The organism is Hydrogenophaga sp. GW823-FHT04C09 (assembly GCF_058796355.1).
Genome location: NZ_JBXAIO010000001.1, coordinates 50,724 through 75,430, shown reverse-complemented (window position 1 = coordinate 75,430; position 24,707 = coordinate 50,724). Strand labels below are relative to the sequence as shown.

Below are 24,707 nucleotides of genomic sequence, written 5' to 3'. Positions count from 1 at the left end.
CCCCATGGCACAACTCTGGAACCTCGAATCCCTGCGGCCGCGCCAGCGCGAGCCGCTGCCCGGCGAGACCATCCCCGCCATGTTCTGGGCCGGCGTGGCGCGCCGCGCCGATCGCGTGCTCATGCGGCAGAAGACGCTGGGCATCTGGCGCGAGTGGACCTGGCGCGAGGTGGGCGACACCGTGCGCGAGATCGCCCTGGGCCTGGTGGACCTGGGCCTGCGCCCGGGCGACACCGCGTCCATCCTCTCCAACACGCGGGTGGAATGGGTCTGGTGCGACCTCGCCGTGCTCAGCGCGGGCGGCGTGTCCAACGGCATCTACCCGACCGACGCGGCCGGCCAAGTGCGCTACCTGTGCGAGGACTCGGCCACCAGCGTGCTGTTCGTGGAGGACGAGGAACAGCTGGACAAGGCGCTGGAGGCGCGCGCCCACCTGCCGCGCCTGGCCTGGATCGTGGTCATCGACCCCAAGGGGCTGGAGCATTTCAGCGACCCGGGTGTGATCACGCTGGACGAACTTCGGCGGCGCGGCGCGGCCCAGCCCGACACCCTGGCGCAGCGGGCCGGCGCGCGCCAGGCCGGCGACCTCGCGATCCTGATCTACACCTCGGGCACCACCGGGCGGCCCAAGGGCGCGATGCATTCGCACGCCAGCCTGCTGGCCACCGTGCGCGGGCTGGACGGCATCCAGCCGCAGGACGAGAACGACGAGCGCATGTGCTTCCTGCCGCTGTGCCATGTGGCCGAGCGCGTGATCGGGCTGTACGCCTCGTTCTACAGCGGCACGCGCATGAACTTCGTGGAGAACCCCGACACCGTGCCCGAGAACGTGCGCGAGATCGCGCCCACCGTGTTCGGCGGCGTGCCCCGGCTGTGGGAGAAGTTCTATTCGGCCGTGACCATCTCGGTGCAGGAGGCCGGCCGGGTGCAGCAGGCCCTGTACGCCTGGGGCATCGGCGTCGGCCACGAGGTCTCTGCCGCCGTGCTGGCGGGTCGGCCCGTGGGGCCCTGGCTGCGGCTGAAGTACCGGCTCGCGGGCCTGGCCTCGCTGGACCACGTGCGGCGCTTCATCGGCATTCACCGTTGCCGCTTCCTCATCACCGGCGCGGCGCCGATCTCGCCCGACCTGATCCGCTGGTACCTCGCGCTGGGCGTGCCCATGCTGGAGGCCTGGGGCCAGACCGAGTCGGGTGGCATTTCCACCATCATGCCGGCGCAGGCCATGCGCCCGGGCAGCATCGGCCGCGCCGCGCCCTGCAACGAGGTGCGCGTGGACCCGCAGACCGGCGAGCTGCTGGTGCGCGGCGCCAACGTGTTCATGGGCTACCTGAACCAGCCCGAGAAGACCGCCGAGGCGATCGACGCCGACGGCTGGCTGCGCACCGGCGACGTGGGCGTGGCCGACGAGGGCGGCTACTTCCGCATCACCGACCGCATGAAGGACATCATCATCACCGCCGGCGGCAAGAACATCACGCCCAGCGAATGGGAGAACGAGCTCAAGTTCTCCCCCTACGTGACCGACGCCGTCGTCATCGGCGACCGGCGCGCCTACCTCACGGCCATCGTGATGATCGAACAGGAGAACGTCGAGAAGTTCGCGCAGGACCACGACGTGCCCTTCAGCAACTACGCCAGCCTGGCGCGCTCGCCCGAGGTGCAGGCGCTGATCCGCGGCGAGATCGACAAGGTGAACGCCAAGTTCGCCCGCGTCGAACAGATCAAGAAGTTCTTCCTGCTCGAAACCCGCCTGGGCGCGGAGGACGAAGAGCTCACCCCCACGATGAAGCTCAAGCGCAAGCTGGTGCAGACCAAGTACGCCGAGCAGATCGAGGCCATGTACCGCTGACCCCACCCCACCTGAAAGGACCGCTTCATGAAAACGTTTTCCCTCCTGGCCGCCGCGCTGCTGGTGCTCTGCGGCACGGCCTCGGCCCAGTCGCTGGGCGTGAGCAAGGACGAGATCCGCATCGCCACCATTCCCGATCTCTCGGGCCCGCTCGCCGGCTACGGCAAGGACATCCGCAACGGCATGCAATTGCGCGTGGCCGAAATCAACGAGCAGGGTGGGGTGCACGGCCGCAAGATCACGCTGCTGGTGGAAGACGCCGGCTACGACCCCAAGCGCACCGTGCTGGCCGCGCAGAAGCTGGTCAACCAGGACAAGGTGTTCGCGATCGTGAGCACCTTCGGCACCGCGCACGCCAACGCGGCCATGCCCATCATGTTCTCCAAGCACGTGCTCAGCCTGTTTCCGCTCTCGCTCTCGCGCGACATGTACGAGCCCTTGCACAAGTACAAGTACGCGCTGATCGCCTCCTACTTCGACCAGATGGCCGTCGTGGTGCCCAAGCTGTACCGGGAGAAGGGCGCGAAGAAGGCCTGCGCCATCTACCAGGACGACGACTTCGGCACCGAGGTGCTCAAGGGGGCCGAGGCCGGCCTGCAGAAGGTCAACGCCAGGCTGGAGGAAAAAGCCAGCTTCAAGCGCGGCGCGACCGACTTTTCCTCGCAGGTGGCGCGGCTGAAGGCCGCGGGTTGTGACTTCATCGTCATGGGCACGCTGATCCGCGAATCGGTGGGCACCATCGCCGAGGCCCGCAAACTGCAGTTCAACCCGGTGTTCGTCGCCACGTCCTCCGCCTACACCGACCTGATCCCGCGCCTGGGCGGCAAGGGCATGGACGGCTTCTACGCCGCCACCACCGCGCAGCACCCCTACCTGGACGACGCCTCGCAGCCGCTGCGCTTCTGGGCCAACAAGTACCAGACGCGTTTCAACGAAGCGCCCACGACTTTCTCGACCTATGGCTACACCATGATCGACCTGTTCGCCCGCGCGGCGCAGAAGGCCGGCCCGGCGCTCACGACCGATGCCTTCGTCAAGGCGATGGAAGGCATGGGCAACATCCCGGGCGACCTGTTCGGCAACCCGCCGATGTCGTTCTCGCCCACCAAGCACCTGGCGTCGGACGCCTCGCGCCTCTCGCAGATCCAGGACGGGCGCTGGAAGGTGGTGTACGACTACGCGCAGATGAAGTGAGCCCCATGAGCCGCCATGTGTTTGTGACGGGCGTGGGCATGGTGCCCTTCACCAAGCCCGGTGCCGGCGACCCCTACCCCTTGCTGGGCGCGGCGGCCATCAAGGCCGCGCTGGCCGACGCGGGGGTGGACTACCAGTCGGTCGACCAGCTCTGCGCCGGCTTCGTCTACGGCGACTCCTGCTGCGGCCAGGCGGCGGCCTACCACGTGGGCCTGACCGGCATCCCCGTCGTCAACGTCAACAACAACTGCGCCACCGGCTCCACCGCGCTCTGGCTCGGCCGCCAGGCGATCGCCAGCGGCGAGGCCGAGTGCGTGCTGGTGGTGGGCTTCGAGCAGATGCAGCGCGGCGCCATCGCGGCGCACTTCACCGACCGGCCCGATCCCTCGCAGCGCCTGCTCGACGTGATGGCCGACACCCAGGGCCGCGACGAGGCCGCGCCCATCGCCGCGCAGCTCTTCGGCGGCGCGGGCCGCATGCACATGCAGCTCTACGGCACGCGGGCCGACACCTTCGCGCGCATCGCGGTGAAGGCGCGCCGGCACGCGGCGAACAACCCGAACGCCATCTTCCGCGACCCGCTCACGCTGGACGAGGTGCTGGCCTCGCCCTCGGTGTTCGACCCCCTGACCCGGCTGCAATGCTGCCCGCCGAGCTGCGGCGGCGCGGCGGCGGTGCTGTGCTCCGAGGCCTTCGCGAAAAAGCACGGGCTCAGCCGCCAGGTGCGCATCGCGGGGCAGGCGCTGGTGACGGACGGCAACAGCAGCTTCGACGAGAACGACATGCGCAAGCTGGTCGGCTTCGACATGACGCGCCGCGCGGCCCAGCGCGTGTACGAACAATCCGGCATCGGCCCGGGCGATGTGCCGGTGGTCGAGCTGCACGACTGCTTCACCAGCAACGAGCTCATCACCTACGAGGCCCTGGGCCTGGTGGAAGAGGGCGGGGCCGAGCGCTTCATCCTGGACGGCGACAACACCTACGGTGGCCGTGTGGTCACCAACCCCTCGGGCGGCCTGCTGTCCAAGGGGCATCCGCTGGGCGCGACCGGGCTGGCGCAGTGCGCCGAGCTGGTGTGGCAGCTGCGTGGGCAGGCCGGTGCGCGCCAGGTGGACGGCGCCAAGGTCGCGCTTCAACACAACCTCGGGCTCGGCGGCGCCTGCGTCGTTACGATGTACACGAAGGCGGGATGACATGGCAACCGAAGGCGCGCGACTGAGACTGGTGAGCACGGCGACCGAGGCCGTGGACGAGGCCGCGCGCGGCTCGCCGCTGGCGGCCAAGCTCAACCCGCCGCTGCCCACGGCTTTCGAGATCGTGCGCGCCGAGGTCGGCGAGAAGATCTTCAACGCCGGCTCGGCGCGGCTGGTGCTGCTGCGAGCCCCGGCGGGTTTCGGCAAGACCACGGTGATGCTGCAGGTGCGCCACCGCTTCGAGGAAGCCGGCCTGCCCACCGCCTGGCTCACGCTGGACCGGGCGGACAACGACGTGGGCCGCTTCCTCACCGTGCTGGCCGCCGCGCTCGAACCGCTGGTGCCCGGCCTGGCGCGCGCGCGCGGCGCGCCCGTGGGCAACCTGGAGGAGCTGGCCTTCTCGGTGATCGACCACGTGGCGGCGCACCCCGCGCCGTTCGCGCTCTTCCTCGACGACTTCGAGGCCTTGCAGAACCCGGTGGCGCTGGGCCTGGTGAACGAACTCATCGACCAGCTGCCGCGCGGCGCCCAGCTCATCGTGGGTTCGCGCGGCGCGCCCGAGCTGAGCCTGGGCCGGCTGCGCGCGCGCGGCCGCCTGCTGGAGATCGACCCGGCGCAGCTGCGCTTCTCGGTCAGCGAGACCGAGGGCTTTTTGCGCGAGCGGCGCGGCCTGGTGCTGGAGAGCGAAGACATCGTGCGCCTGCACCGCAGCACCGAGGGCTGGGCGGCGGCGCTGTGGCTGGCCTCGGTCTCGCTCGAGCACCGGGACCACCCGGGCCAATTCATCGCCGGCTTCACCGGCTCCAACGCCGCCGTGGTGGACTACCTGGTGGAAGACGTGCTGGCGCGCCAGACCGAGGACGTGCGCGGTTTCCTGCTGCGCTCCAGCGTGCTCGCCGTGCTCAACGCCTCGCTGTGCAACCTGATCTGCGGGCGCGAGGACAGCGCCGCCATGCTGCGCTCGCTGGAGCAGTCGCACCTGTTCCTGATTCCGCTGCAGCCCGAGGGCAGCGGCTACCGCTACCACGGCATGTTCGCCGAGTTCCTGCGCGCGCAGCTGCTGCGCCAGTACCCGGACGAGGTGCCCGGCCTGCACCGCGCGGCGGCGCGCTGGTTCCTCGGCCAGGGCCGGCCGGTGCCCGCCATCGAACACGCGCTGGCCGCCGGCGACGTGCGCACCGCGCTGCCGCTGCTGAACCAGCACGCGCAGGCCCTGCTGGACCAGGGCCGCATGCGCCTGCTCTCGCGCTGGCTGGACCCGCTGCTGGAGCGCGGCCTGCTCGACGAACACCCCATGCTGCAGGTGGTGCACGCCTGGGCCGTGTGTTTCGCGCGCGGCCCGCTGGCGGCCGCGCCCCTGCTGGAGCGCCTGGAGCGCCGCGCCGACCCGGACGAGGAGGTGAGGGCGCACCGCCTCGCGATGAAGCCGCTCTTCATGGTGCTGACCGACCGCACCGACGAGGCGACCGAACTGGCCTCGGCCCTGCTGGGCGCGCTGCCCAGCCACGTGAGCTTCGTGCGCGGTTTCCTGGAGATCATCCTGGCCAACCTGGCGATGATCGCGGGCCGCTACCACGAGGCGCTGCGCTACGCCGACGCCGCGCGCAGCCGCCAGCCCGAGCACCGCAGCAGCTTCAACTTCACGCTCTCCGAAGCCGCCGAGGCGGCGGTGGACCTCACGCAGGGCCGGCTGCGCAAGGCGCTCGCGCGCCTGCGGCTGGCCGTCAACGCCGGCACGCACGACGCGGGCCGCACCACCAACGGCAACGCCATGGCCGGCGTGCTGCTGGCCGAGGCCCTGTTCGAGGCCGACCAGCTCGACCAGGCCGAGCGCCTGCTGGCGGTCTACATCCCGCTGATCCGCCATGTGGGCATTCCGGACCAGCTGATCCTGGCCCACGTGGTGATGGCGCGCATCGCGCAGGACCAGGGCGATGCCGACCACGCGCTGCAACTGCTGGCCGAGCTGGAGCACCTGGGCCACCGCGACGGCCTGCCGCGCGTGGTGGCCGGCGCGCGGCTGGAGCGCGTGCGCATGCTGGTGACCGAAGGCCGGCTGGGCCGCGCGCGCGCCGAGATCGACCACTGTGGCGACAAGGCGCTGTGGGCGCGCGTGAGCCGCTCGTCCTTGCGCGCCAACGAGGTCGAGACGCTGGCGCTGGCGCACGCGCGCTGGGCCGTGCAGGCCGGGCACGCGGCCGAGGTGGTGGCCGAACTGCGCGCCGAGGTGGACGCGGCCGAACGCGCCCAGCGCGAGCGCCGCGCCATGACGCTGCGCCTGGTGCTGGCGCAGGCCCAGTACAAGCTGGGCGAGCGCAACCGCGCCATGCGCGTGCTGGCCAAGGCCGTGTGCTTCGGTGCCGCCGAGGGCTATGTGCGCGCCTTCCTGGTGGAAGGGCCGCTGCTGCTGGTGATGCTGCAGGAACTTCGCAGCGGACCGACCGACCTGCTCGACGCGGATGGCGGCGCGCCCATCGCCTTCCTGGACCGCCTGCTGCGCGCGCCCGTGGCGCCGCTGCCGCCGCCCGCCGTGGCCGGCGCGGCGACGCCCTCGGCCAGTGCCATCGACGCGCTGACCAAAAAAGAACTGCAGGTGCTGCGCCTGGTGGCCGAAGGCTTGTCCAACGACCAGATCGGCGAGCGCATGTTCGTGGCCGAAACCACCATCCGCACCCACCTGCGCAACATCAACGTGAAACTCGACACCCGCAACCGCATGGAGGCCGTGCAGGTCGCCCGGCGCGCGGGCTGGCTGGCCTGAGAAAGTTCTTACTCCCATGATGCAACGCGAGATCTTCCAACCCGAACACGAACTCTTCCGCGAGACGGTGCGCCGCTTCCTGCAGGCCGAGGTGGCGCCGAAGATCGAACACTGGGAAGCGCGCGGCGGCTTCGAACACGGCTTCTTCGAGGCGGCCGGCGCGGCCGGCCTGCTGTGTCCCACCGTGCCCGAGTCGCTCGGTGGGCCGGGCGCGGACCTGCTGTACTCCGCCGTGCTGCTGGAAGAGGCGGCGCCGTACAGCAACTTCGGCCTCTCGCTCACCATGCACTCGGAGATCGTCACCAACTACCTGCTGCACTTCGCGGGCGAACACCTTCAGCAGCGCTGGCTGCCGCGCATGGTGACGGGCGAGGTGATCGGTGCGCTCGCCATGACCGAACCCGGCGCGGGCTCGGACGTGAAGGCCGTGCGCACGGCGGCGGTGCGCGAGGGCGATGGGTTCGTGCTCAACGGCTCCAAGACCTTCATCTCCAACGCCACCGTGTGCGACCTGGTGATCGTGGTCGCCAAGACCGACCCGGCCGCCGGCGCCAAGGGCGTGAGCCTGCTGGCGGTGGACACCAGCTTGCCCGGCGTGCGCAAGGGCCAGCCGCTCAAGAAGATGGGCCTGAAGTCGCAGGACACGGGCGAGCTGTTCTTCGAGAACGTGCGCGTGCCGGCCGACGCCCTGCTGGGCGAGGAGAACCAGGGCTTCGTCTACCTCATGCGCGAGCTGCCCTGGGAGCGGCTGCAGATCGCGATCTCGGCCATCGCCGCCGCCGAAGCGGCCTACCGCTGGACGCTGGACTACGTGCGCGAGCGCAAGGCCTTCGGGCAGGCGGTGGCCGATTTCCAGCACACGCGCTTCGTGCTGGCCGAGCTCAAGACCGAGATTCAGATCGGCCGCACCTTCGTGGACCACTGCCTGGCGCTGCTGCTGCGCGGCACGCTGGACGCGCAGGCGGCCTCCATGGCCAAGTACTGGACGACCGACCTGCAGGGCAAGGTGGTGGACGCCTGCGTGCAGCTGCACGGCGGCTACGGCTTCATGGCCGAGTACCCGATCGCGCGCGCCTACGTGGACGCGCGGGCGCAGCGCATCTACGGCGGCACCAACGAGATCATGAAAGAGCTGATCGCCCGCGACCTGTAAGGCCCTCGAAGGCGGGTTTTCCGGGCTTGCCTGCCGGGGCGCGGGCGTGCCATGCTTGGCGCCATGAACACCCCGCTGCGCCGCTGGAGCACCGAGGCCGCTTCCAACGGGCGGTCCCTGGACTACTGGGTGGACGCGGTCTGCGAAGGCTTTCTGGCGATGGACGTGCGCAGCCGCGCGCCGCGGCGCTTCGAGGCCGCGCTGACCTCGGCCGCGCTGGGCGAGCTGCAGCTCAACCGCGTCGAGGGCAGCGCGCAGGACGTCTACCGCACGCCCCGGCACCTGTCGCGCGGCGGGCCGAACTACTTCTACCTGCTCTGCAAGACCGATGAGCCCTGGGCCGGCGCCCAGGAGGCGCGCGGCACGCGGCTGGCGCCGGGCGACTGCCTGCTGGTCGATTCGCGCCGCCGGTACGAATTCCACTTCGACACCCGTTGCGACACCATCTCGCTGCAACTGCCCTCGGACTGGGTCGAGCGCTGGCTGCCCGACCCGGCGGCCGCCTGCGGGCGCGCGCTGGATGGCCGAAGCGGCTTCGGCGCCGCGCTCTCGGCCTTCGCGCGCCAGCTGCAGCCCGAGCTGGCGCTGGCGCCACCGCTGCCACCGGCGCTGCTGGCCGATCAGCTCGGTGCGTTGCTGGCGCTGGCCGCCGGCACCGAGGCGCCGCCGGCCCGCCCCGGCCTGGCCGCGCGCATCGCCGACGCGGTGCGCCAGCGCCACGCCGAGCCCGGGCTCACCGCCGCCGCCGTGGCCGCCGGCCTGGGCATCGGCGAGCGCAGCCTGCACCGCGCGCTGGCCGCGCACCGGCACACGTTCGCCCAGCAACTCATGGCCTGCCGCATGGACAGCGCGCGCCGCCTGCTGGCCGATCCGCGCTTCGACCGCCTCACGGTCGCCGAAATCGGCCGCCGCGTGGGCCTGCTCGACCCCTCGCATTTCGTGCGCGCGTTCCGCCACGCCACGGGGCACACGCCGGGCGCCCTGCGCCGCCAGCGCTGAGACCTTCGCGGGCCGTCAGCGGCCATGGGCCTGGCGGGCAGCGGCCATCCACCGCCGCGGGCGCGGCCTACAGTGCGCTGCACTTTCACAGGAGACCCCCATGTCCGATACCTACGTCCTTGTCCATGGCGCCTGGCACACCGGCGCCGAACTCGAAGCCACCGCCGGGCACCTGCGCGCGGCCGGCCACACCGTGCATTGCCCCACGCTGGCCGGCAACCGCCCGGGCGACGACCGCGCCGCCGTGGGCCTGGCCGAGGCGGTGGCCTCGCTGGTGAGCGACATCGAAAGCCGCGACCTGAAAGAGGTGCGCCTGGTCGGCCACAGCTACGGCGGCATGGTCATATCCGGCGCGGCCGAGCGGCTGCTGCCGCGCCTGGCGCGCCTGGTCTACGTGAACGCTTTCGTGCCGCAGCCGGGCGAGTGCCTCAACGACCTGGTGCCGCCGCACTACAAGGCGCTGTTCGACCAGATCGCCGGCGCGAACGGGCAGGCCGTGATGCTGCCGTTCGAGATCTGGCGCGAGGCCTTCATCAACGATGCCGACCTCGCGCTGGCCCAGGCCGCCTACGCCAAGCTCAATCCCCACCCCTACCGCACCTTCACCGAGCCCTCGGCCCTCAGCCAGCCTTTGGCCGCGCTGCCGGTCGGCAAGTCGTACCTGAACTGCGTGCTGGACGTGGCGCTGCCGGCCAGCCTGCCGTGGCACCCCCGGCTGTCGGAGCGGCTGGGCCTGTTCCGCTATCTCGAGGCGCCCGGCAGCCATGAGGCCTGGTTCACGCGCCCGGCGGAACTGGCGCAGGCGATCATCGCGGCCGGTCGCGACTAGTCGAATCGTCCGAGGCGACGATATTCCGGGCCGGCCCCGCTGGCAGAGTGGCGGGCATGTCAACCGCCACCGCCATCCGGCCCGCCACGGGCATCACCCTGCGCACCGAAGGCGCCGTCGCCACCCTGGTGCTGGACCTCGCGCAACCCAAGAACACCTTCCGCACCGCCGACGTGCAACGCCTGGGCGCGCTGCTGGACGAGGCGCTCGCCAGCGGCGCGCGCTGCCTGGTGATCCAGGGCGCCGGCCCGGTGTTTTCCGCCGGCTGGGACATCGGCTCCATCGACCCGGCGGCCGACGACCCCATGGCCCTGATCGCGGACGTGGTCGGCCCGTTCTGCCGCCGCCTGCGCGAGCTGCCCGTGCCCACCATCTCTGCCGTGACCGGCCCGGCGCTGGGCTTCGGCTTCGGGCTGGCGCTGTGCTGCGACCTGTGTTTCGCCGAGGACGGGGCGCTGTTCGGCAGCCCGTTCCGCCACATCGGCATGGTGCCCGACAGCGGCACCCACCACTTCTTGCTGAGCCGCCTGGGCCACCCGCTGGCGGCCGAGCTCATCTACACCGGCCGCCTGTTGAGCGGCACCGATGCGGCGCGACTGGGCCTGATCAACCGCGCGCTGCCGCGCGAGCAGCTCGCCGACGAGGTGGCGAAGACGGCGCAGGCCATCGCCACCGGGCCGACGCAGGCGCTGCGCCTGTCGAAAGAGATCCTGCTGCAGGGCGGTGACTTCGACGCCATGTTCGCCCACGAGGGCCGCCAGCTCGCCCAGGTGTTCGCCACCGCCGACCTGAAGGAGGGCATCGCCGCCTTCCAGCAGCGCCGCCCGCCCGTGTTCCAGGGGCGCTGAAGCGCGCCATTCCCCAACCATCCCTTTCAATATGACGGAAGCCTACATTCTTGACGCCGTGCGCACCCCGCGCGGCCGGGGCCGCGCCAGCGGCGGTCTGCACGAGGTGCCTTCGGCGCGCCTGGCCGGGGGGCTGCTCGCCGCGCTGCGCGACCGGCACGGCCTGGACACCTCGCAAGTGAACGACGTGATCCTGGGCTGCGTCGAGCCGGTGCAGGAGCAGGCGGCCGACATCGCCAAGAGCGCGGTGTTCGCCGCCGGCTACGACCAGGCGGTGCCCGGCATCCAGATCAACCGCTTCTGCGGCTCGGGCCTGGAGGCCTGCAACTTCGCCTCCGCGCTGGTGAAGTCCGGGCAGGCCGAACTGGTCATCGGCGGCGGCGTGGAGAGCATGTCGCGCGTGCCCATGTTCACCTCGGGCGGCCCCTGGATCACCGACCCGCAGCTCACCATCCCCAACCGCATCGTGCCCCAGGGCATCTCGGCCGACCTGATCTCCACGCTCTATGGCTACAGCCGCCAGGACGCGGACGCCTACGCGGTCGAGAGCCAGCGCCGCGCGGCCCAGGCCTGGCGCGAGGGTTACTTCGACAAGTCGGTGGTGCCGGTGCGCGACCTCAACGGCCTGGTGATCCTGGCGCGCGACGAGCACGTGCGCGGCGACACCACGATGGAGACGCTGGCCAAGCTGGAACCTTCGTTCACCGCGCAGGGCGAGAAGATGGGCTTCGACGCGCTGGCGCTGCACCGCTACCCGCAGCTCGGCGGCATCGAACACATCCACCACGCGGGCAACTCCTCGGGCATCGTGGACGGCGCCTCGGCCGTGCTCATCGGCACGAAGGAAGCGGCGGCCGCGCAGGGCCTGAAAGCCCGCGCCCGCGTGCGCGCCTTCGGCACCGTGTCCACCGAGCCCACCATCATGCTCACCGGCCCGGCGCCGGCCGCGCAGGCCGCGCTCAAGCGCGCCGGCATGAACGCGCGCGACGTGGACCTGTTCGAGTGCAACGAGGCCTTTGCCTCCGTCGTGCTGCGCTTCATGGAGGTGCTGGACGTGCCGCACGACCGCGTGAACGTCAACGGCGGCGCGATCGCCATGGGCCACCCGCTGGGCGCCACCGGCGGCATGCTGCTCGGCACCCTGCTCGACGAGCTGGAGCGGCGCGACCTGAGCACCGGCGTGGTCACGATGTGCGTGGGCGGCGGCATGGGGTCCGTCATGGTCATCGAGCGCGTCTGAGCGCCACAACAACAAGCAACTGGAGCGAAACAATGGTGGATTACACGGTGGACGCGGACGGCATCGCGACCCTGACGTGGAACGTGGCCGACCGGCCGATGAACGTGTTGAACACGGACTCGATCGCGGCCTTCGGCGCGGCGGTGAACCGCGCGGTGGCGGACGCGGCCGTGCGCGGCGTGATCGTGACTTCGGCGCGGCCCGAGTTCCTGGCCGGCGGTGATCTGGAATTCATCCGCACCATCTCGAGCGCGCAGCAGTCCATGGACATCACCGGGCCGCTGAGCGCCACGCTGCGCCGCATCGAGACCTCGGGCAAGCCCTTCGTGGCCGCCATCAACGGCACGGCGCTGGGCGGCGGGCTGGAGGTCTGCCTGGCCTGCCACCGCCGCATCGCGGTGGACGACGCCAGGCTGCAGCTCGGCGTGCCCGAGGTGACGCTGGGCCTGCTGCCCGCCGCTGGCGGCACGCAGCGCCTGCCGCGCATGATCGGTATCAAGGCCGCGCTGCCCTACCTGCTCGAAGGCCGCAAGGTCGGGCCGCAGAAGGCGCTGGAGGCGGGCATCGTGGACGAGGTGGTGCCGGCGGCCGAGCTGCTGGCGCGCGCGAAACACTGGCTGCTGAACGAGGGCGCGAGCGCCACCGTCAAACCCTGGGACGCCAAGGGCTACAAATTCCCCGGCGGCACGCCGCAGTCGCCCGGGCCCACGCAGGTGTTCTTCGGCGTGTCCGGCCACCTGCTGGGCAAGACGCAGGCGCTGTACCCGGCGCCCGAGGCCATTCTGGCGGCCGTGTACGACGGCTGCCAGGTCGACATCGACACCGGCCTGCGCATCGAGCAGCGCCAGTTCGCGCGCCTGGCGACCTCGCCCGAAACCAAGAACATGATCCGCACGCTGTTCTACGCCATGGGCGACGCGAACCGGCTCGCGGGCCGGTCGAAGGACGTGCCGCCGCGCAAGTTCGGCAAGGTGGCGGTGCTGGGCGCCGGCATGATGGGCGCGGGCCTGGCCCATGTGTGCTCGGTGGCCGGGCTGGAGACGGTGCTGCTGGACGTGAGCCTGGAGGCCGCCGAGAAAGGCAAGGCCTACGGCGCGAAGATCCTCGACGGCCAGGTGGCCAAGGGCCGCCTGGACGCCGCGCAACGAGACCAGACCCTGGCGCGCGTGAAGACCACCACCGACATGGCCGAGCTCGCGGGCTGCGGCATCGTGATCGAGGCGGTGTTCGAGGACCGCGCGGTGAAGGCCGACGTGACGCGGCGCGCCGAGGCCGCGATGGACGCCGACGCCATCTTCGCCACCAACACCTCCACGCTGGCCATCACCGGCCTGGCCGAGGTGTCTTCGCGCCCCGCGTCCTTCGTGGGCCTGCACTTCTTCTCGCCGGTGGAGAAGATGCCGCTGGTGGAAGTCATCCGTGGCGGGAAGACCGGCGAGGCCGCCGTGGCGCACGCCATGGACTTCGTCAAGCGCATCCGCAAGACGCCCATCGTGGTCAACGACTGCCCGGCCTTCTACGCCAACCGCGCCTTCGGCATGTACCCCTTCGAGGCCATGACCATGCTGGCCGAGGGCGTGAACCCGAACCTGATCGAGAACGCCGGGCGCCTGGCCGGCATGCCCATGCCGCCGCTGGCGCTGATCGACGAGTTCTCCGTCGAGCTGCTGCACAAGGCCATGAAGCAGGGCCGCCTGGACCAGGGCGCGGCCTACCGCGAGCAGCCGCAGGACGAGGTGCTGGTCGCCATGGTGGACGAGCTGGGCCGCCCGGGCCGCAAGGCCGGCAAGGGCTTCTACGACCACCCCGCCGAGGGTGGCAAGAAGCTCTGGCCGGGCCTGGCGCAGCGCTTCCCGCTGGCGGAAGAACAACCGAGCCTGGACGAGGTGCGCCAGCGCCTCATGTACTCGCAATCGCTCGAGGCGGCGCGCTGCGTGGCCGAGGGCATCGTGAGCACGCGCGATGCGGATGTGGGCTCGCTGCTGGGTTGGGGTTTCCCGTCCGTGCTCGGCGGCGCCATCAGCCACATCGACATGGTGGGCGCGGCCCGCTTCGTCGAGGCCTGCGACCGCCTGGCCCAACGCCACGGCCCGCGCTTCGAGGCGCCGCAGGCGCTGCGCGACATGGCCGCGTCGGGCGGCCGTTACCACCCCGTCTGATCCACCCACCCAAGGAGACCGACATGAAGCACCGCAGCACCCTGATCCCATGGGCCGCCCTGTCCCTGGCGGCGCTGGCCTGGCCCGCGCTGGCCCAGCAGCAGGGCGTGAGCAAGGACCAGTTGCTCATCGGCTCCATCCTCGATCTTTCGGGCCCGCTCGCGGGCTACGGCAAGGACTTGCGCAACGGCATGAACCTGCGCATCGCCGAGGTGAACGAGCAGGGCGGGGTGCACGGCCGCAAGCTGGTGCTGCGCGTGGAAGACAACGGCTACGACCCCAAGCGCGCCGTGCTCGCCGCGCAGAAGCTGGTGAATCAGGACAAGGTGTTCGTGATGGTCGGCATGCTGGGCGCGGCGAGTGCCAACGCGGCCATGCCCACGCTGGCGCAGAAGAACGTGATGAACTTCTTCCCCATGGCGCTGGCCAAGGACATGTACGAGCCGGTGGACAAGCTCAAGTTCGCTTTCGTCTCGTCCTACATCGAGCAGATGACGCGCGCCACGCCGCGCCTGTACAAGGAAAAGAACGCCACCAAGGCCTGCACCCTGTACCAGGACGATGACTATGGCCAGGAGGTGATGAAGGGCGCGGAGATCGGCCTCAAGAGCATCCACGTGGAATTCGCCGAGCGCACCACCTACAAGCGCGGCGCGACGGACTTTTCATCGCAGGTGGCGCGCCTGCGCGCGGCGAATTGCGACTTCGTGGTGCTGGGCACGGTGATCCGCGAGACCGTGGGCGCCATCGCCGAGTCGCGCAAGCTGGGCTACAACCCGACCTTCCTGACCTCGGTGGGCGCCTACACCGACCTGATCCCGCGCCTGGGCGGCAAGGGCATGGACGGCCTGTACTCGACCATGATGGCGCAGGTGCCCTACGAGGACGACGCTTCGCAGCCGCTGCGCTTCTGGGCCAACAAGTACAAGACCGCCTACAACGAGAACCCCACCGTGTTCTCGACCTACGGCTACGTGATCATCGACCGGCTGGCGACCGCGCTGCAGAAGAACGGGCCCAACGTGAGCACCGATGCGCTGGCGAAGACGCTGGAGTCGCTCAAGGTGCCGAGCGACATGTTCGGCATGCCGGCGATGAGCTGGTCGCCCACCAGCCACCTGGCCACCAGTGAGGCGCGGCTCTCGCAGCTCCAGAACGGGCGCTGGAAGGTCGTGCTCGACTACGACCAGATGATGAAGTGAGCCGAGGGGCCGGGGCCTACTTCTCGGCCATGAAGCCGAGCAGGAACAGGCGCGTGATGCGCTCGCAGAGTTCGTCGGACTTCATCGGGCCGCCGGGCCGGTACCAGTAGTCGGTCCAGTTCAGCATGCCCAGCAGCATCATCGCGTAGGGCTTGTAGACGCCGTCTTCCAGCCCGGGGTGGAGTTCGCGCAGCAGGTCGGCCACCTGGTCGGTCACCTTCTTCTCCAGCTGGCGCAGCGGCGTCTGCATGGCCTTGGGCAGGAACTTCACGTCGTTCATCGCGATGACGTGGCGGCGGCGCGATTGCGCCGACTTCTGCGCGTAGGTCTGCACGAAGGCGGCGAAACGCTCCTTCACCGGCCGGTCGCCGGCCACGGCCTCGTCCACGCTGGCGATCACCCGTTCCAGGTGCTCCGTCAGCATGGCGCTGAGCAGGTCGTCCTTGGTCGGGAAGTAGTGGTAGAGCATGGACTTGGTCGCGCCGCAGGCCTGCGCGATGTCCTGCATCTTGGCGTTGGGGTAGCCCACCTTCGCAAAAAGCGCGGCGGCGCTGTCCATGATGGATTGGCTCTTGGCGTCGTAGTCGTCGGATCGCACGCGTGGCATGTCTGTTTCCTCTCAGAGGCCTGAGAGTGTACCCCGTTGAATTTCCCCGCCCGCCTTGCGCCCAGGGCTTTAAATAACCCGACGTGTCGGTCTATAATAGTGACAGAACCTTTTGGAGACCGTTTCCATGACCCTGCCTTACTTCAGCGAACCCGACATCGTCGACGAGGACCTGCGCATGGTGCGCGAGCAGTTGCGCCGCTATGTGGACGAGGTGATCGTTCCCCATGGCGACGCCTGGGAAGCCAGCGGCGAGATCCCGCGCCACGTCTTCACCGACCTGGGCGCGATGGGGTTCCTGGGCATGCGCCACCCGGTCGAATATGGCGGCGGCGGGCTGGGCGCGCTGTCCTCGCTGGTGCTGGGTGAGGAACTCTCGCGCTCGACCTACGGCGGCGTGGCTTCCGCGCTCACGGTGCACAGCGACATGTCGCTCTCGCACATCGCGCACCGCGGCACGCACGAGCAGAAGCAGCGCTACCTGCCGGCGGCCTGCGCGGGCGAGAAGGTGGGCGTGATCTGCGTGACCGAGGCGCACGCCGGCTCCGACGTGGCGGGCCTGAAGACGCGCGCCGAACGCACCGACGGCGGCTGGGTGATCAACGGCTCCAAGATGTTCATCACCAACGCGGTGTTCGGCGACATCTACATCGTGGCCGCGCGCACCGACCCGCACGCCAAGGGCAGCAAGGGCCTGTCGCTGTTCATCGTGGAGAAAGGCAACCCGGGCCTGAAGATCGCGCGCAAGCTGGACAAGCACGGCTGGCGCTCGTCCGACACGGCCGAGCTCTACCTGGAAGACCTGCACGTGCCGCACGACGCGCTGCTGGGCGAGGAGGGCAAGGGCTTCTACTACATCATGAGCACCTTCCAGAACGAGCGCCTGGTGATCGGCGCGCTCAGTTCGGGCACGGCCTCGCGCGCCATCGAGCTGACGGTGGAGTACGTGAAGCAGCGCCAGGCCTTCGGCAAGTCGCTGTGGGACCAGCAGGTGGTGCGCAACAAGCTGGCCTGGATGGCCTCGAAGACGGCGGCCGTGCGCTCGCTCACCTACCAGTGCGCGCAGATGATCGACGAGGGGAAGGACATCGTGCGCGAGGTCTCCATGCTCAAGTGCTTCGCCGCCGAGACCCTGCAGGAGGTGGTGCACACCTGCCTGCAGCTGCACGGCGGCACCGGCTACATGATCGGCACGCCGGTGGAGCGCATGGCGCGCGACGCGCGCATCCTCACCATCGGGGGCGGCGCCACCGAGGTGATGCTCGAAGAAGTCGCCAAGCGCATGTGAGCGGGGGCCACGCACCATGAGCGGACCTCTGCACGGCGTCACCGTCATCGAACTCGCGGGCATCGGCCCCGGCCCCTTCGCCGGCATGATGCTGGCCGACATGGGGGCCGAGGTGATCCGGATCGACCGCATGCCCCCGCCCGGCGGCGGCAGCGCGCTCGAGGCGCTGATGCGCAACGACAGCGTGGTGGACCGGGGGCGCCGCTCCATCGCGCTCAACATGAAAGACCCGCGCGCGGTGGAGACCGTGCTGCGGCTCGTGGACAAGGCCGACATCCTGATCGAGGGCTTTCGCCCGGGCGTGACCGAAAAACTCGGCGTCGGCCCGAAGGACTGCCTGGCGCGCAACCCGAAGCTGGTCTATGGCCGCATGACGGGCTGGGGCCAGACCGGGCCGCTGGCCCAGGCCGCCGGCCACGACCTGAACTACATTGCGCTCTCGGGCGCGGTGCACGCCATGGGCCCGGCCGACCGGCCACCCGCCGTGCCGCTGAACCTGGTGGGCGACTACGGCGGTGGCGGCATGCTGCTCGCGCTCGGCGTGGTCGCCGCGCTCCATGAAGCGCAGCGCTCGGGCCAGGGCCAGGTGGTGGACGCGGCCATCACCGACGGCGCCGCCGTGTTGATGGCCGCGCAGTATGGCCTGCAGGCCAAGGGCTTCTGGCACGAGGAGCGCGCGAGCAACTTCCTCGACGGCTCGGCGCATTTCTACGGCAACTACCTTTGTGCGGACGGGCGCTACCTGTCGGTCGGCGCGATCGAGCCGCAGTTCTACCGGCTGCTGCTGGAGAAGTGCGGCATCACGGATGCTCACTTCGCGCGGCAGTGGGAGCGCGCCGAGTGGCCCGCGCTGCGCGAGAAGCTGGCGGCGCTGTTCCTGCAGAAGAGCCGCGACGCCTGGTGCGAACTGCTCGAAGGCAGCGACGCCTGCGTGGCGCCCGTGCTCAGCATGGCCGAGGCGCCGGCGCACCCGCACAACCGCGCGCGCGGCACCTTCGTGGAGCAGGGTGGGGCGGTGCAACCCGCGCCCGCGCCGCGCTTCGACCGCACGCCCAGCGAGCTGCCGCCGGCCGCGCCCGCGATCGGCCGCGACAGCCGGGACATCCTGCGCTCGCTCGGGCGCAGCGACGCCGAGATCGACGCGCTGGTGGCCGCCGGTGTGGTGCACGGGGCGCCGGACTGAGATGGCCGGCACGCCGCCGCCCCCGGTGACGCGCCGCCAGGTGCACCTGCGGCGCATCCACTGCGAAGGCTTCGAGCGCGACGACGGGCTCTTCGACATCGTGGGCACGCTGATCGACACCAAACCGTTCCCGATCGAGCTGGAAGAAAAGAGCGTGGGGGAGAACCAGCCCATCCACCACATGAGCCTGTGCCTGACCATCGACCGCGACCGGCTGATCCACGGCGTGGAGGCGCACACGGTGGAGGGGCCGCACGCCGTGTGCGGCGCCATCACCGAGAGCTACCGCCGCCTGATCGGGCAGCGCATCCAGCCCGGTTTCATCCTGGTGGCCAAGCGCCTGTTCCGGGCCGAGCTGGGCTGCACCCACATGACCGAGCTGCTGCCGCCCATGGCCACCACCGCCTTCCAGATGCTGTGGAGCGGCGCGGACGACGTGACCGACCGCGAGCAGCCCGAGCACCGCAACTCGCCCCTGGGCGGCTGCCACGCGCTGAAGACCGACGGCGAGATCGTGCGCCTGCATTTCCCCGAGCAATACACCGGCAAGGCCGGAGGAGACCCGACATGAGTGGCGCACCCGCCGTGCTGTTCGAGGTGGCCGATGGCATCGCCACCCTGACCCTCAACGAAGCCGCGCAGATGAACCCCATCAGCGTGGGCATGCGGCAGGGCTGCCTGCAGGCGCTGGAGCGGGTGCGCGAGGAGGCTTCCGTGCGCGCGCTGATCCTCACCGGCAGCGGCAAGGCCTTTTGCTCGGGCGCCAAGCTGTCCGACTTCGATCCCGACCGCCCGACCCATGGCGGCACCAGCGCGGGTGGTGCGATCGGCGACATGATGGCCGACGCGGGCAATCCGATCGTGACGGGCCTGCGCGCGCTGCGCGTGCCGGTGGTGTGCGCGGTCAACGGCGCGGCGGCCGGCGGCGGTGTGGGCCTGGCGCTGGCGGCCGACATCGTGATCGCGGCGCGCTCCGCGTTTTTCTACCTGCCGTTCGCCCCGGCGCTGGGCCTGGTGCCGGACCTGGGCGCGAGCTGGACGCTGCCCCGCGCGGTGGGCCGCGCCCGCGCGCTCGGGCTGACGCTGCTGGGCGATCGGCTCTCGGCCCAGGACGCGGCGCAATGGGGACTGATCTGGGCCTGCGTGGACGACGCGGAGCTGCCCGCCCAGAGCCTGCGGCTCGCGCAGCGGCTCGCCCGCCTGCCCGCCCATGCCGTGCACGAGGTGCGCGGGCTCTACGAACAGGGCGGCAGCCACAGCTTCGAACAGCAGGTGGCCCTGGAGCGCGAGCGCCAGATGGAACTGGCGGATCGGCCTGCCTTTGCCGAAGGCGTGCGCGCCTTTCTGGAGAAGCGCGCCCCCCGGTTCTGAGCGCGAGAAGACCAGAAGAAGAAAAAGGGGAGGGAACCGCCGCCGTGTGACGGCCACCCTGAGGAGACAGACAGCATGAAGACAGCGGGGCGCAACGACCCTTGCCCGTGCCTGAGCGGAAAGAAGCACAAGCATTGCTGCCTGGCGGGTGGCGGCGGTGTGCCTGCGCCGCAGGCGGATGCGCTGCACCGGATGGGCCTGTGGGCTCTGGAGGCGGGTGACGCCGCGGCCGCGCTGGACCACCTCACGCGCGCCACGCTGGCCCGGCCCCGGTTTCCCGAAGCCCACTACCACCTCGGCCTGCTTCACATGCAACAGGGCCTGCTCGACCAGGCCGCGGTGCACTACCGCCAGGCGATCGCGATCGCGCCCGGTTTTCTGCAGGCGCATGCCAACCTCGGCGTCGTGTTCAACCGCCAGGGGCAGCCGCTGCAGGCGCTCGATTGTTTCCTTCAGGCGCTGTCGATCCACGAGGCCGTGGAAGTGAAGATCGGCGTGGCCGAATGCCTGCAGCGCCTGCCTCTCCAGGCCTTGCAGCGCCACCTGCGGCCGGTGCTCGCGCGCGCGATCGCCGAAGCCTGGCGGCGCCCCGAGGAGCTGGCGCGCGCGGCCAGCGCGCTGATCCTGTGCGAGCCGCACCTGCAAGGCGCCATCGGGCAGGAAGGCCCGATGACGGTGCAGGCCCTGGCGCCCTGGCGCGAGGACCGCCTGCTGCTGGCCCTGCTGGAGAGCGCCACGGTGTGTGACGTGGTGCTGGAGCGTTGCCTGACCCAGGCGCGCGCGGCGCTGCTGGCCGAAGCGCTGGCGCCCGTTGCCCCTGAGGAAGGTCTGTGGGCCTTGCGGGGCGCGCTCGCGCGGCAGTGCTTCATCAACGAATACGCGTGGGTCCGCAGCGCGCCCGAAACCGGGCAGCTGGCGCAGCTCCAGGCCCGGATCAACGCCACGCTGGACACGGGTGGCCTGCCGCAGGCGCACGAGCTGCTGGCGCTGGCCAGCTACCGGCCGCTGCACACCCTGGCCCACGCCGACGCGCTGTCGGCCCGGCCGTGGCCCGAGGCGCTGCAGGCCGTGATGCGGCAGCAGATCGACGGCGTGCGGGAGGAAGAACGCCTGCGCGAGCGCCTGCCGCGCCTGACCGCCATCGGCGAAAACACCTCGTGCCGCGTGCGGCGGCAGTACGAGGAGAACCCTTACCCGCGCTGGACGCGCCCTTCGCTGTTCCCCGCGCCCTTGTCGCTCGACGACCGCTTGCGCGGGCAGGTCCCTCACGCGCGCTTCCAGCCCCTGGGCGAGCGCCGCAGCATCGACATCCTGGTCGCGGGCTGCGGCACCGGGCGCCACTCGACCGAGACCGCGAACCACTACCGGGGCGCGCAGGTGCTCGCGATCGACCTGAGCGCCCGCAGCCTGGCGTATGCGATGCGCCAGGCGCGGGCGCTGGGCCTGGCGCGCATCGAATACGCGCAGGCCGACCTCCTGCAGCTCGGTGCGATCGATCGGCGGTTCGACCTGATCGAATCGGTCGGCGTGCTGCACCACCTGGCCGAGCCCGAAGCGGGCTGGCGCGCCCTGTTGCCGCTGCTGCGGCCGGGCGGCCTGATGCTGATCGGGCTCTACAGCGAACTGGCGCGCGCGCCGGTGGTGGCGGCGCGCCGCTTCATCGCCGAGCGCGGTTTCCCGGCCACGGCCGACGGCATCCGCGATGCCCGCGCCGCGCTGATGGCCTGCGATGGCCCCGAAGCCCTCCGACGGCTGACCACCTTTGGCGACTTCTTCGGCCTCAGTGCCTGCCGGGACCTGCTGTTCCACGAGCAGGAGCACCGCACCACGCTGCCCGACATCCAGGCGCTGCTGCGCCGGCTGGGCCTGGACTTCGTGGGCCTGCACGTGGAGCCCACGGTGCGCCAGCGGTTCCGCGCGCGCTTCCCCGACGAAGGCGCGGCGCACGACCTGGGCCTGTGGCACCGGTACGAAACCGAGCACCCCGAGACCTTCGTCGGCATGTACCAGTTCTGGGTGCAGAAGCGCGCGTGAGCCGGCGTTGATCAGCCCATGAGGCGAGGCCAGGTGCTCTTGAAGATGTCGCAGAACCGCTCGGCCAGGCGCGAGAGAGGGCGCTCGCCGTGGTGCATCAGGCGCGCTTCCAGTTGCGCCTCGCAGCGGTAGGGCAGCGACACCAGGCCCGGGAACGCCTTGCCGGCGACGGCGGTCGCATCGACCACGGCGATGCCCGCGCCCGCCAGGCAGTACCAGCAGGCGGCCTGGCCTGAGCGCACTTCCACGGAGGCGCGGATTTCCTCCGCGTACTCGCCGTACAGGTCGCGCGGCGAGATGCCGTAGCTCAAGGACTGTGGGAACGAGATGATCTGCTGACCCCGCAGGTCGGCGGCGCGGATGGAGCGCCGCGACGACAGTGGGTGGCCCTTGGGCATGACGCAGACGAGGCCGCAAGGGTACCGGGACAGAAGCTCGAGGCTCGGATGGGGCTGGACGCCCATCGTGACGCCGATGTCGGTGGTGCCGTCGAGCAGCGATTGCACCAGCAGATGCGGCACCAGTTGCTCGATGCGCACCACCGCCAGCGGTGTCATGCGGATCAGCTCCTGAACGACGGTGGGCACCACCGTGGCGCCCAGGCTCGCCGACACCCCGACCACCAGCGTGCCCCCACTGGGATTCGAGAGCTCGTGGGACAGATCGCGCACGCGTTCGACGCGCTCCCAGAGCCGCTCGACCTCGGCATACAGCCGGTGCGCTTCGGGCGTGGGCACCAGGCGGTTCTTGACGCGCGCGAAGAGCTGCAGCGCGTTGCGGCGCTCGGCCCCGGCCAGCAGCTTGCTCACGGCCGGCTGGCTGATGTGCAGCAGTTCGGCCGCGCCCTTGATCGATCCGGTCTGCATGACGTGGCGAAAAACTTCCATTTGGCGCAGATTCATGGCATCGACGAGAGATTAACCAAAGGTTATCAGCGTACACCAAGAATTCAATTTACCCAGCGCGCGCGCCGCCCAACAATGGCCTGGCGTTCGATACATCCCAGGAGACAAACATGATCCGTTCCACGTTCCGCGCGACCGCCGGCGCGCTGCTGTTGGCGCTGGCGGCCGGCCATGCGCACGCCCAGCTCGCCGACGCCGAGAAGTACCCGAACAAGCCGATCCGCTTCGTGGTGGCCTTCGCCGCCGGCAGCGCCACCGACACCGTGGCCCGTTTCGTGGGCGCCCACATCACCAAGGTCACGGGGCAGCCGGTGGTGATCGAAAACAAGCCAGGCGGCAATGGCTTCCTGGCGGCGAGCTTTGTCGCCAAGGCGCCGCGCGACGGCTACACGGCCCTGGTCACCACCCAGACCACGCACGCCGCCAACCCCGCGTTGTTCAAGCGCTTGCCCTACGACCCCGTCAAGGACTTCACGCCCATCGCCACCGTCAGCAAGGGCGCCACGGTCCTGCTGGCCCGCAAGGACTTCCCCGCCAACAACGTGCGGGAGCTGACCGAGCTCGCGAAGAAGAGCCCAGGCAGCCTGACCTTCGCCAGTTCCAGTGCCTCCGCCCGCGCCGGTGGCGAGCTCTACAAGCTGCTGGCCGGTGTGGACCTGCTGCACGTGCCGTACCAGAGCCCCTCGCAGATCATGACGGACATCGCCGGTGGGCGCGTGGACCTCACCTGGTCGGACGGGCTGAACGCGATGACCAACATCCGCAGCGGCAAGATGAAAGCCCTGGCCACCACCGGCGCGGAGCGCATGAGCAGCACGCCCGACATTCCCACCTTCGCCGAACAGGGCCTGACCGACTACCAGCTGTACGCCTGGACCGCCGTCTACCTGCCGGCGCAGGCGCCGGAGGCCGTGGCGCGGCGCCTGAACGAACTGGTGCGCGAGGCCATCGTCAGCGACCCCAGCTACTTCCGCCAGAGCGGCAGCGAACCCAATCCCTTGACGCTCGAGCAGTTCGCCCGCTTCCAGGAGAAGGAGATCGCGCTCTGGGCCCGCATCGTCAAGGCCGCGGGCATGGAGCAGGAGTGACACGGCATGGCCGATGAAAATGTGCTGCTGGCTTCGCGCGACGGGCATGTGCTGCTCCTGAAGCTGAACCGGCCGGAACGCCGCAATGCGCTGTCGAAAGCCCTGATCCACGCGCTGTCCGAGGCGGTGCTGGCGGCGGGCGAAGACGGGGTCACGCGCTGTGTGGTCCTGACGGGCGAAGGCCCGGTGTTCTGCTCGGGCGCCGACCTGAAGGAGATGGGGCAGCAGGACGAACGCGCCAGCGAAGGCGAGGCCCCACCGTGGCGCGGTCCGAACGCGCGCATCGAGCGCACGGTGTTCGAGGTCCTGCTGGACTGCCCGGTGCCCGTGGTGGCCGCGCTCAACGGAAGCGCGATGGCCGGTGGTTTCGAGTTGGCGCTGGCCTGCGACATCCGCCTGTCCCACTGGGGTGCGCGCTTCGGCTTGCCGGAGGCCCGGATCGGCCTGGGCGCGAACTTCGGCTCCGTCATGCTGGCCCGGCGCGTGGCGCCCGCGCTCGCGATGGAGCTGCTGTGCACGGGCGACGCCATGGACGCCGGGCGCGCGTGGCACAGCGGCCTGCTCAACGCCCTGGTGGAAGAAGACCAGGTGCTCGCCAGCAGCATGGCGCTGGCGCAGCGGATCGCGTCGAACGCGCCGTTGTCCGTGCGGCGCATGAAAGCCAACGCCCTGAAGACGCTGGACATGCCGGTGGCCGCCGCGCTGCGCATGGAGATCGGCCCCAGCCCCTACACCAGCGAGGACCGCCGCGAAGGCGTGCGGGCCTTTCTCGAGAAGCGCGCGCCGGTGTGGCGCGGCCGCTGA

Annotated in this window: 20 protein-coding genes; 18 read left to right on the top strand and 2 right to left on the bottom strand. The window is 70.5% G+C overall.

Translation table 11 applies throughout. The features are described 5' to 3' along the window. Positions 1 to 4: 4 nt before the first annotated feature. The 11 genes from AC1Q9M_RS00405 (at position 5) to AC1Q9M_RS00355 (ending at position 15,427) form a co-directional block, all read left to right on the top strand. Positions 5 to 1,849 (top strand): AMP-dependent synthetase/ligase, encoded by a 1,845-nt coding sequence (locus tag AC1Q9M_RS00405; RefSeq protein WP_382324791.1) that lies wholly within the window; start codon positions 5 to 7, stop codon positions 1,847 to 1,849. Between the two features lie 27 nt (positions 1,850 to 1,876). Continuing rightward, complete coding sequence (locus AC1Q9M_RS00400) at positions 1,877 to 3,043, top strand: ABC transporter substrate-binding protein (protein ID WP_492431868.1); 1,167 nt, start codon at positions 1,877 to 1,879, stop codon at positions 3,041 to 3,043. Between the two features lie 5 nt (positions 3,044 to 3,048). Beyond that, positions 3,049 to 4,236 (top strand): lipid-transfer protein, encoded by a 1,188-nt coding sequence (locus AC1Q9M_RS00395; RefSeq protein ID WP_492431866.1) that lies wholly within the window; start codon positions 3,049 to 3,051, stop codon positions 4,234 to 4,236. Position 4,237: 1 nt separating this feature from the next. After that, complete coding sequence (locus tag AC1Q9M_RS00390; RefSeq protein ID WP_492431864.1) at positions 4,238 to 6,997, top strand: winged helix-turn-helix domain-containing protein; 2,760 nt, start codon at positions 4,238 to 4,240, stop codon at positions 6,995 to 6,997. 16 nt (positions 6,998 to 7,013) lie between these two features. Next, positions 7,014 to 8,150 (top strand): acyl-CoA dehydrogenase family protein, encoded by a 1,137-nt coding sequence (locus AC1Q9M_RS00385; RefSeq protein ID WP_444686560.1) that lies wholly within the window; start codon positions 7,014 to 7,016, stop codon positions 8,148 to 8,150. Between the two features lie 63 nt (positions 8,151 to 8,213). After that, a complete protein-coding gene (locus tag AC1Q9M_RS00380) occupies positions 8,214 to 9,149 on the top strand; it encodes an AraC-like ligand-binding domain-containing protein (RefSeq protein ID WP_492431862.1) in 936 nt (311 codons plus the stop codon). A gap of 100 nt (positions 9,150 to 9,249) precedes the next feature. Continuing rightward, positions 9,250 to 9,978, top strand: a complete 729-nt coding sequence (locus AC1Q9M_RS00375) for an alpha/beta hydrolase (RefSeq protein WP_382158006.1) — start codon at positions 9,250 to 9,252, stop codon at positions 9,976 to 9,978. Positions 9,979 to 10,034: 56 nt separating this feature from the next. Beyond that, a complete protein-coding gene (locus tag AC1Q9M_RS00370) occupies positions 10,035 to 10,826 on the top strand; it encodes an enoyl-CoA hydratase/isomerase family protein (RefSeq protein ID WP_444686562.1) in 792 nt (263 codons plus the stop codon). Between the two features lie 31 nt (positions 10,827 to 10,857). After that, on the top strand, positions 10,858 to 12,066 hold the full coding sequence (locus AC1Q9M_RS00365) for an acetyl-CoA C-acetyltransferase (RefSeq protein ID WP_492431860.1): 1,209 nt from the start codon (positions 10,858 to 10,860) through the stop codon (positions 12,064 to 12,066). A gap of 32 nt (positions 12,067 to 12,098) precedes the next feature. Continuing rightward, positions 12,099 to 14,225, top strand: coding sequence for a 3-hydroxyacyl-CoA dehydrogenase NAD-binding domain-containing protein (locus tag AC1Q9M_RS00360; protein WP_444686564.1), 2,127 nt, complete (start codon positions 12,099 to 12,101; stop codon positions 14,223 to 14,225). A gap of 23 nt (positions 14,226 to 14,248) precedes the next feature. Continuing rightward, positions 14,249 to 15,427 carry an ABC transporter substrate-binding protein gene (locus tag AC1Q9M_RS00355; protein WP_492431858.1) on the top strand — a complete coding sequence of 393 codons (1,179 nt, stop codon included), beginning with the start codon at positions 14,249 to 14,251 and terminating at the stop codon, positions 15,425 to 15,427. Between the two features lie 16 nt (positions 15,428 to 15,443). Here the strand turns inward: AC1Q9M_RS00355 and AC1Q9M_RS00350 are convergent, their stop codons facing one another. Continuing rightward, on the bottom strand, positions 15,444 to 16,034 hold the full coding sequence (locus tag AC1Q9M_RS00350; RefSeq protein WP_382157993.1) for a TetR/AcrR family transcriptional regulator: 591 nt from the start codon (positions 16,032 to 16,034) through the stop codon (positions 15,444 to 15,446). Positions 16,035 to 16,161: 127 nt separating this feature from the next. Here AC1Q9M_RS00350 and AC1Q9M_RS00345 point away from each other — a divergent pair, with 127 nt between their 5' ends. The 5 genes from AC1Q9M_RS00345 to AC1Q9M_RS00325 all read left to right on the top strand — a co-directional run bounded on the left by AC1Q9M_RS00345 (position 16,162) and on the right by AC1Q9M_RS00325 (position 21,910). Then, positions 16,162 to 17,322, top strand: coding sequence for an acyl-CoA dehydrogenase family protein (locus tag AC1Q9M_RS00345; RefSeq protein WP_382324809.1), 1,161 nt, complete (start codon positions 16,162 to 16,164; stop codon positions 17,320 to 17,322). A 16-nt stretch (positions 17,323 to 17,338) separates the two neighbouring features. Continuing rightward, entirely contained in the window at positions 17,339 to 18,505 is a 1,167-nt protein-coding gene (locus AC1Q9M_RS00340) for a CaiB/BaiF CoA transferase family protein (protein ID WP_492431855.1), read from the top strand. A 1-nt stretch (position 18,506) separates the two neighbouring features. After that, positions 18,507 to 19,076, top strand: a complete 570-nt coding sequence (locus tag AC1Q9M_RS00335; protein ID WP_382157987.1) for a DUF2889 domain-containing protein — start codon at positions 18,507 to 18,509, stop codon at positions 19,074 to 19,076. Continuing rightward, a complete protein-coding gene (locus tag AC1Q9M_RS00330; RefSeq protein WP_492431853.1) occupies positions 19,073 to 19,876 on the top strand; it encodes an enoyl-CoA hydratase-related protein in 804 nt (267 codons plus the stop codon). The genes AC1Q9M_RS00335 and AC1Q9M_RS00330 overlap by 4 nt, the downstream gene beginning before the upstream one ends. 75 nt (positions 19,877 to 19,951) lie before the next feature. Then, positions 19,952 to 21,910: a methyltransferase domain-containing protein gene (locus AC1Q9M_RS00325; RefSeq protein WP_492431851.1), complete on the top strand. Its 1,959-nt coding sequence runs from the start codon at positions 19,952 to 19,954 to the stop codon at positions 21,908 to 21,910. Between the two features lie 11 nt (positions 21,911 to 21,921). On the opposite strand, the gene AC1Q9M_RS00320 is transcribed toward AC1Q9M_RS00325, so the two are convergent. After that, complete coding sequence (locus AC1Q9M_RS00320; RefSeq protein ID WP_382157981.1) at positions 21,922 to 22,812, bottom strand: LysR family transcriptional regulator; 891 nt, start codon at positions 22,810 to 22,812, stop codon at positions 21,922 to 21,924. 113 nt (positions 22,813 to 22,925) lie between these two features. Between AC1Q9M_RS00320 and AC1Q9M_RS00315 the strand changes: the two genes are divergently transcribed. Together AC1Q9M_RS00315 and AC1Q9M_RS00310 are read left to right on the top strand one after the other, a co-directional pair. Continuing rightward, the gene (locus AC1Q9M_RS00315) at positions 22,926 to 23,903 is read left to right on the top strand and encodes a Bug family tripartite tricarboxylate transporter substrate binding protein (RefSeq protein WP_492431849.1); all 978 of its coding nucleotides are present in this window, start codon (positions 22,926 to 22,928) and stop codon (positions 23,901 to 23,903) included. A gap of 6 nt (positions 23,904 to 23,909) precedes the next feature. After that, positions 23,910 to 24,707 carry an enoyl-CoA hydratase/isomerase family protein gene (locus AC1Q9M_RS00310; RefSeq protein WP_382324819.1) on the top strand — a complete coding sequence of 266 codons (798 nt, stop codon included), beginning with the start codon at positions 23,910 to 23,912 and terminating at the stop codon, positions 24,705 to 24,707.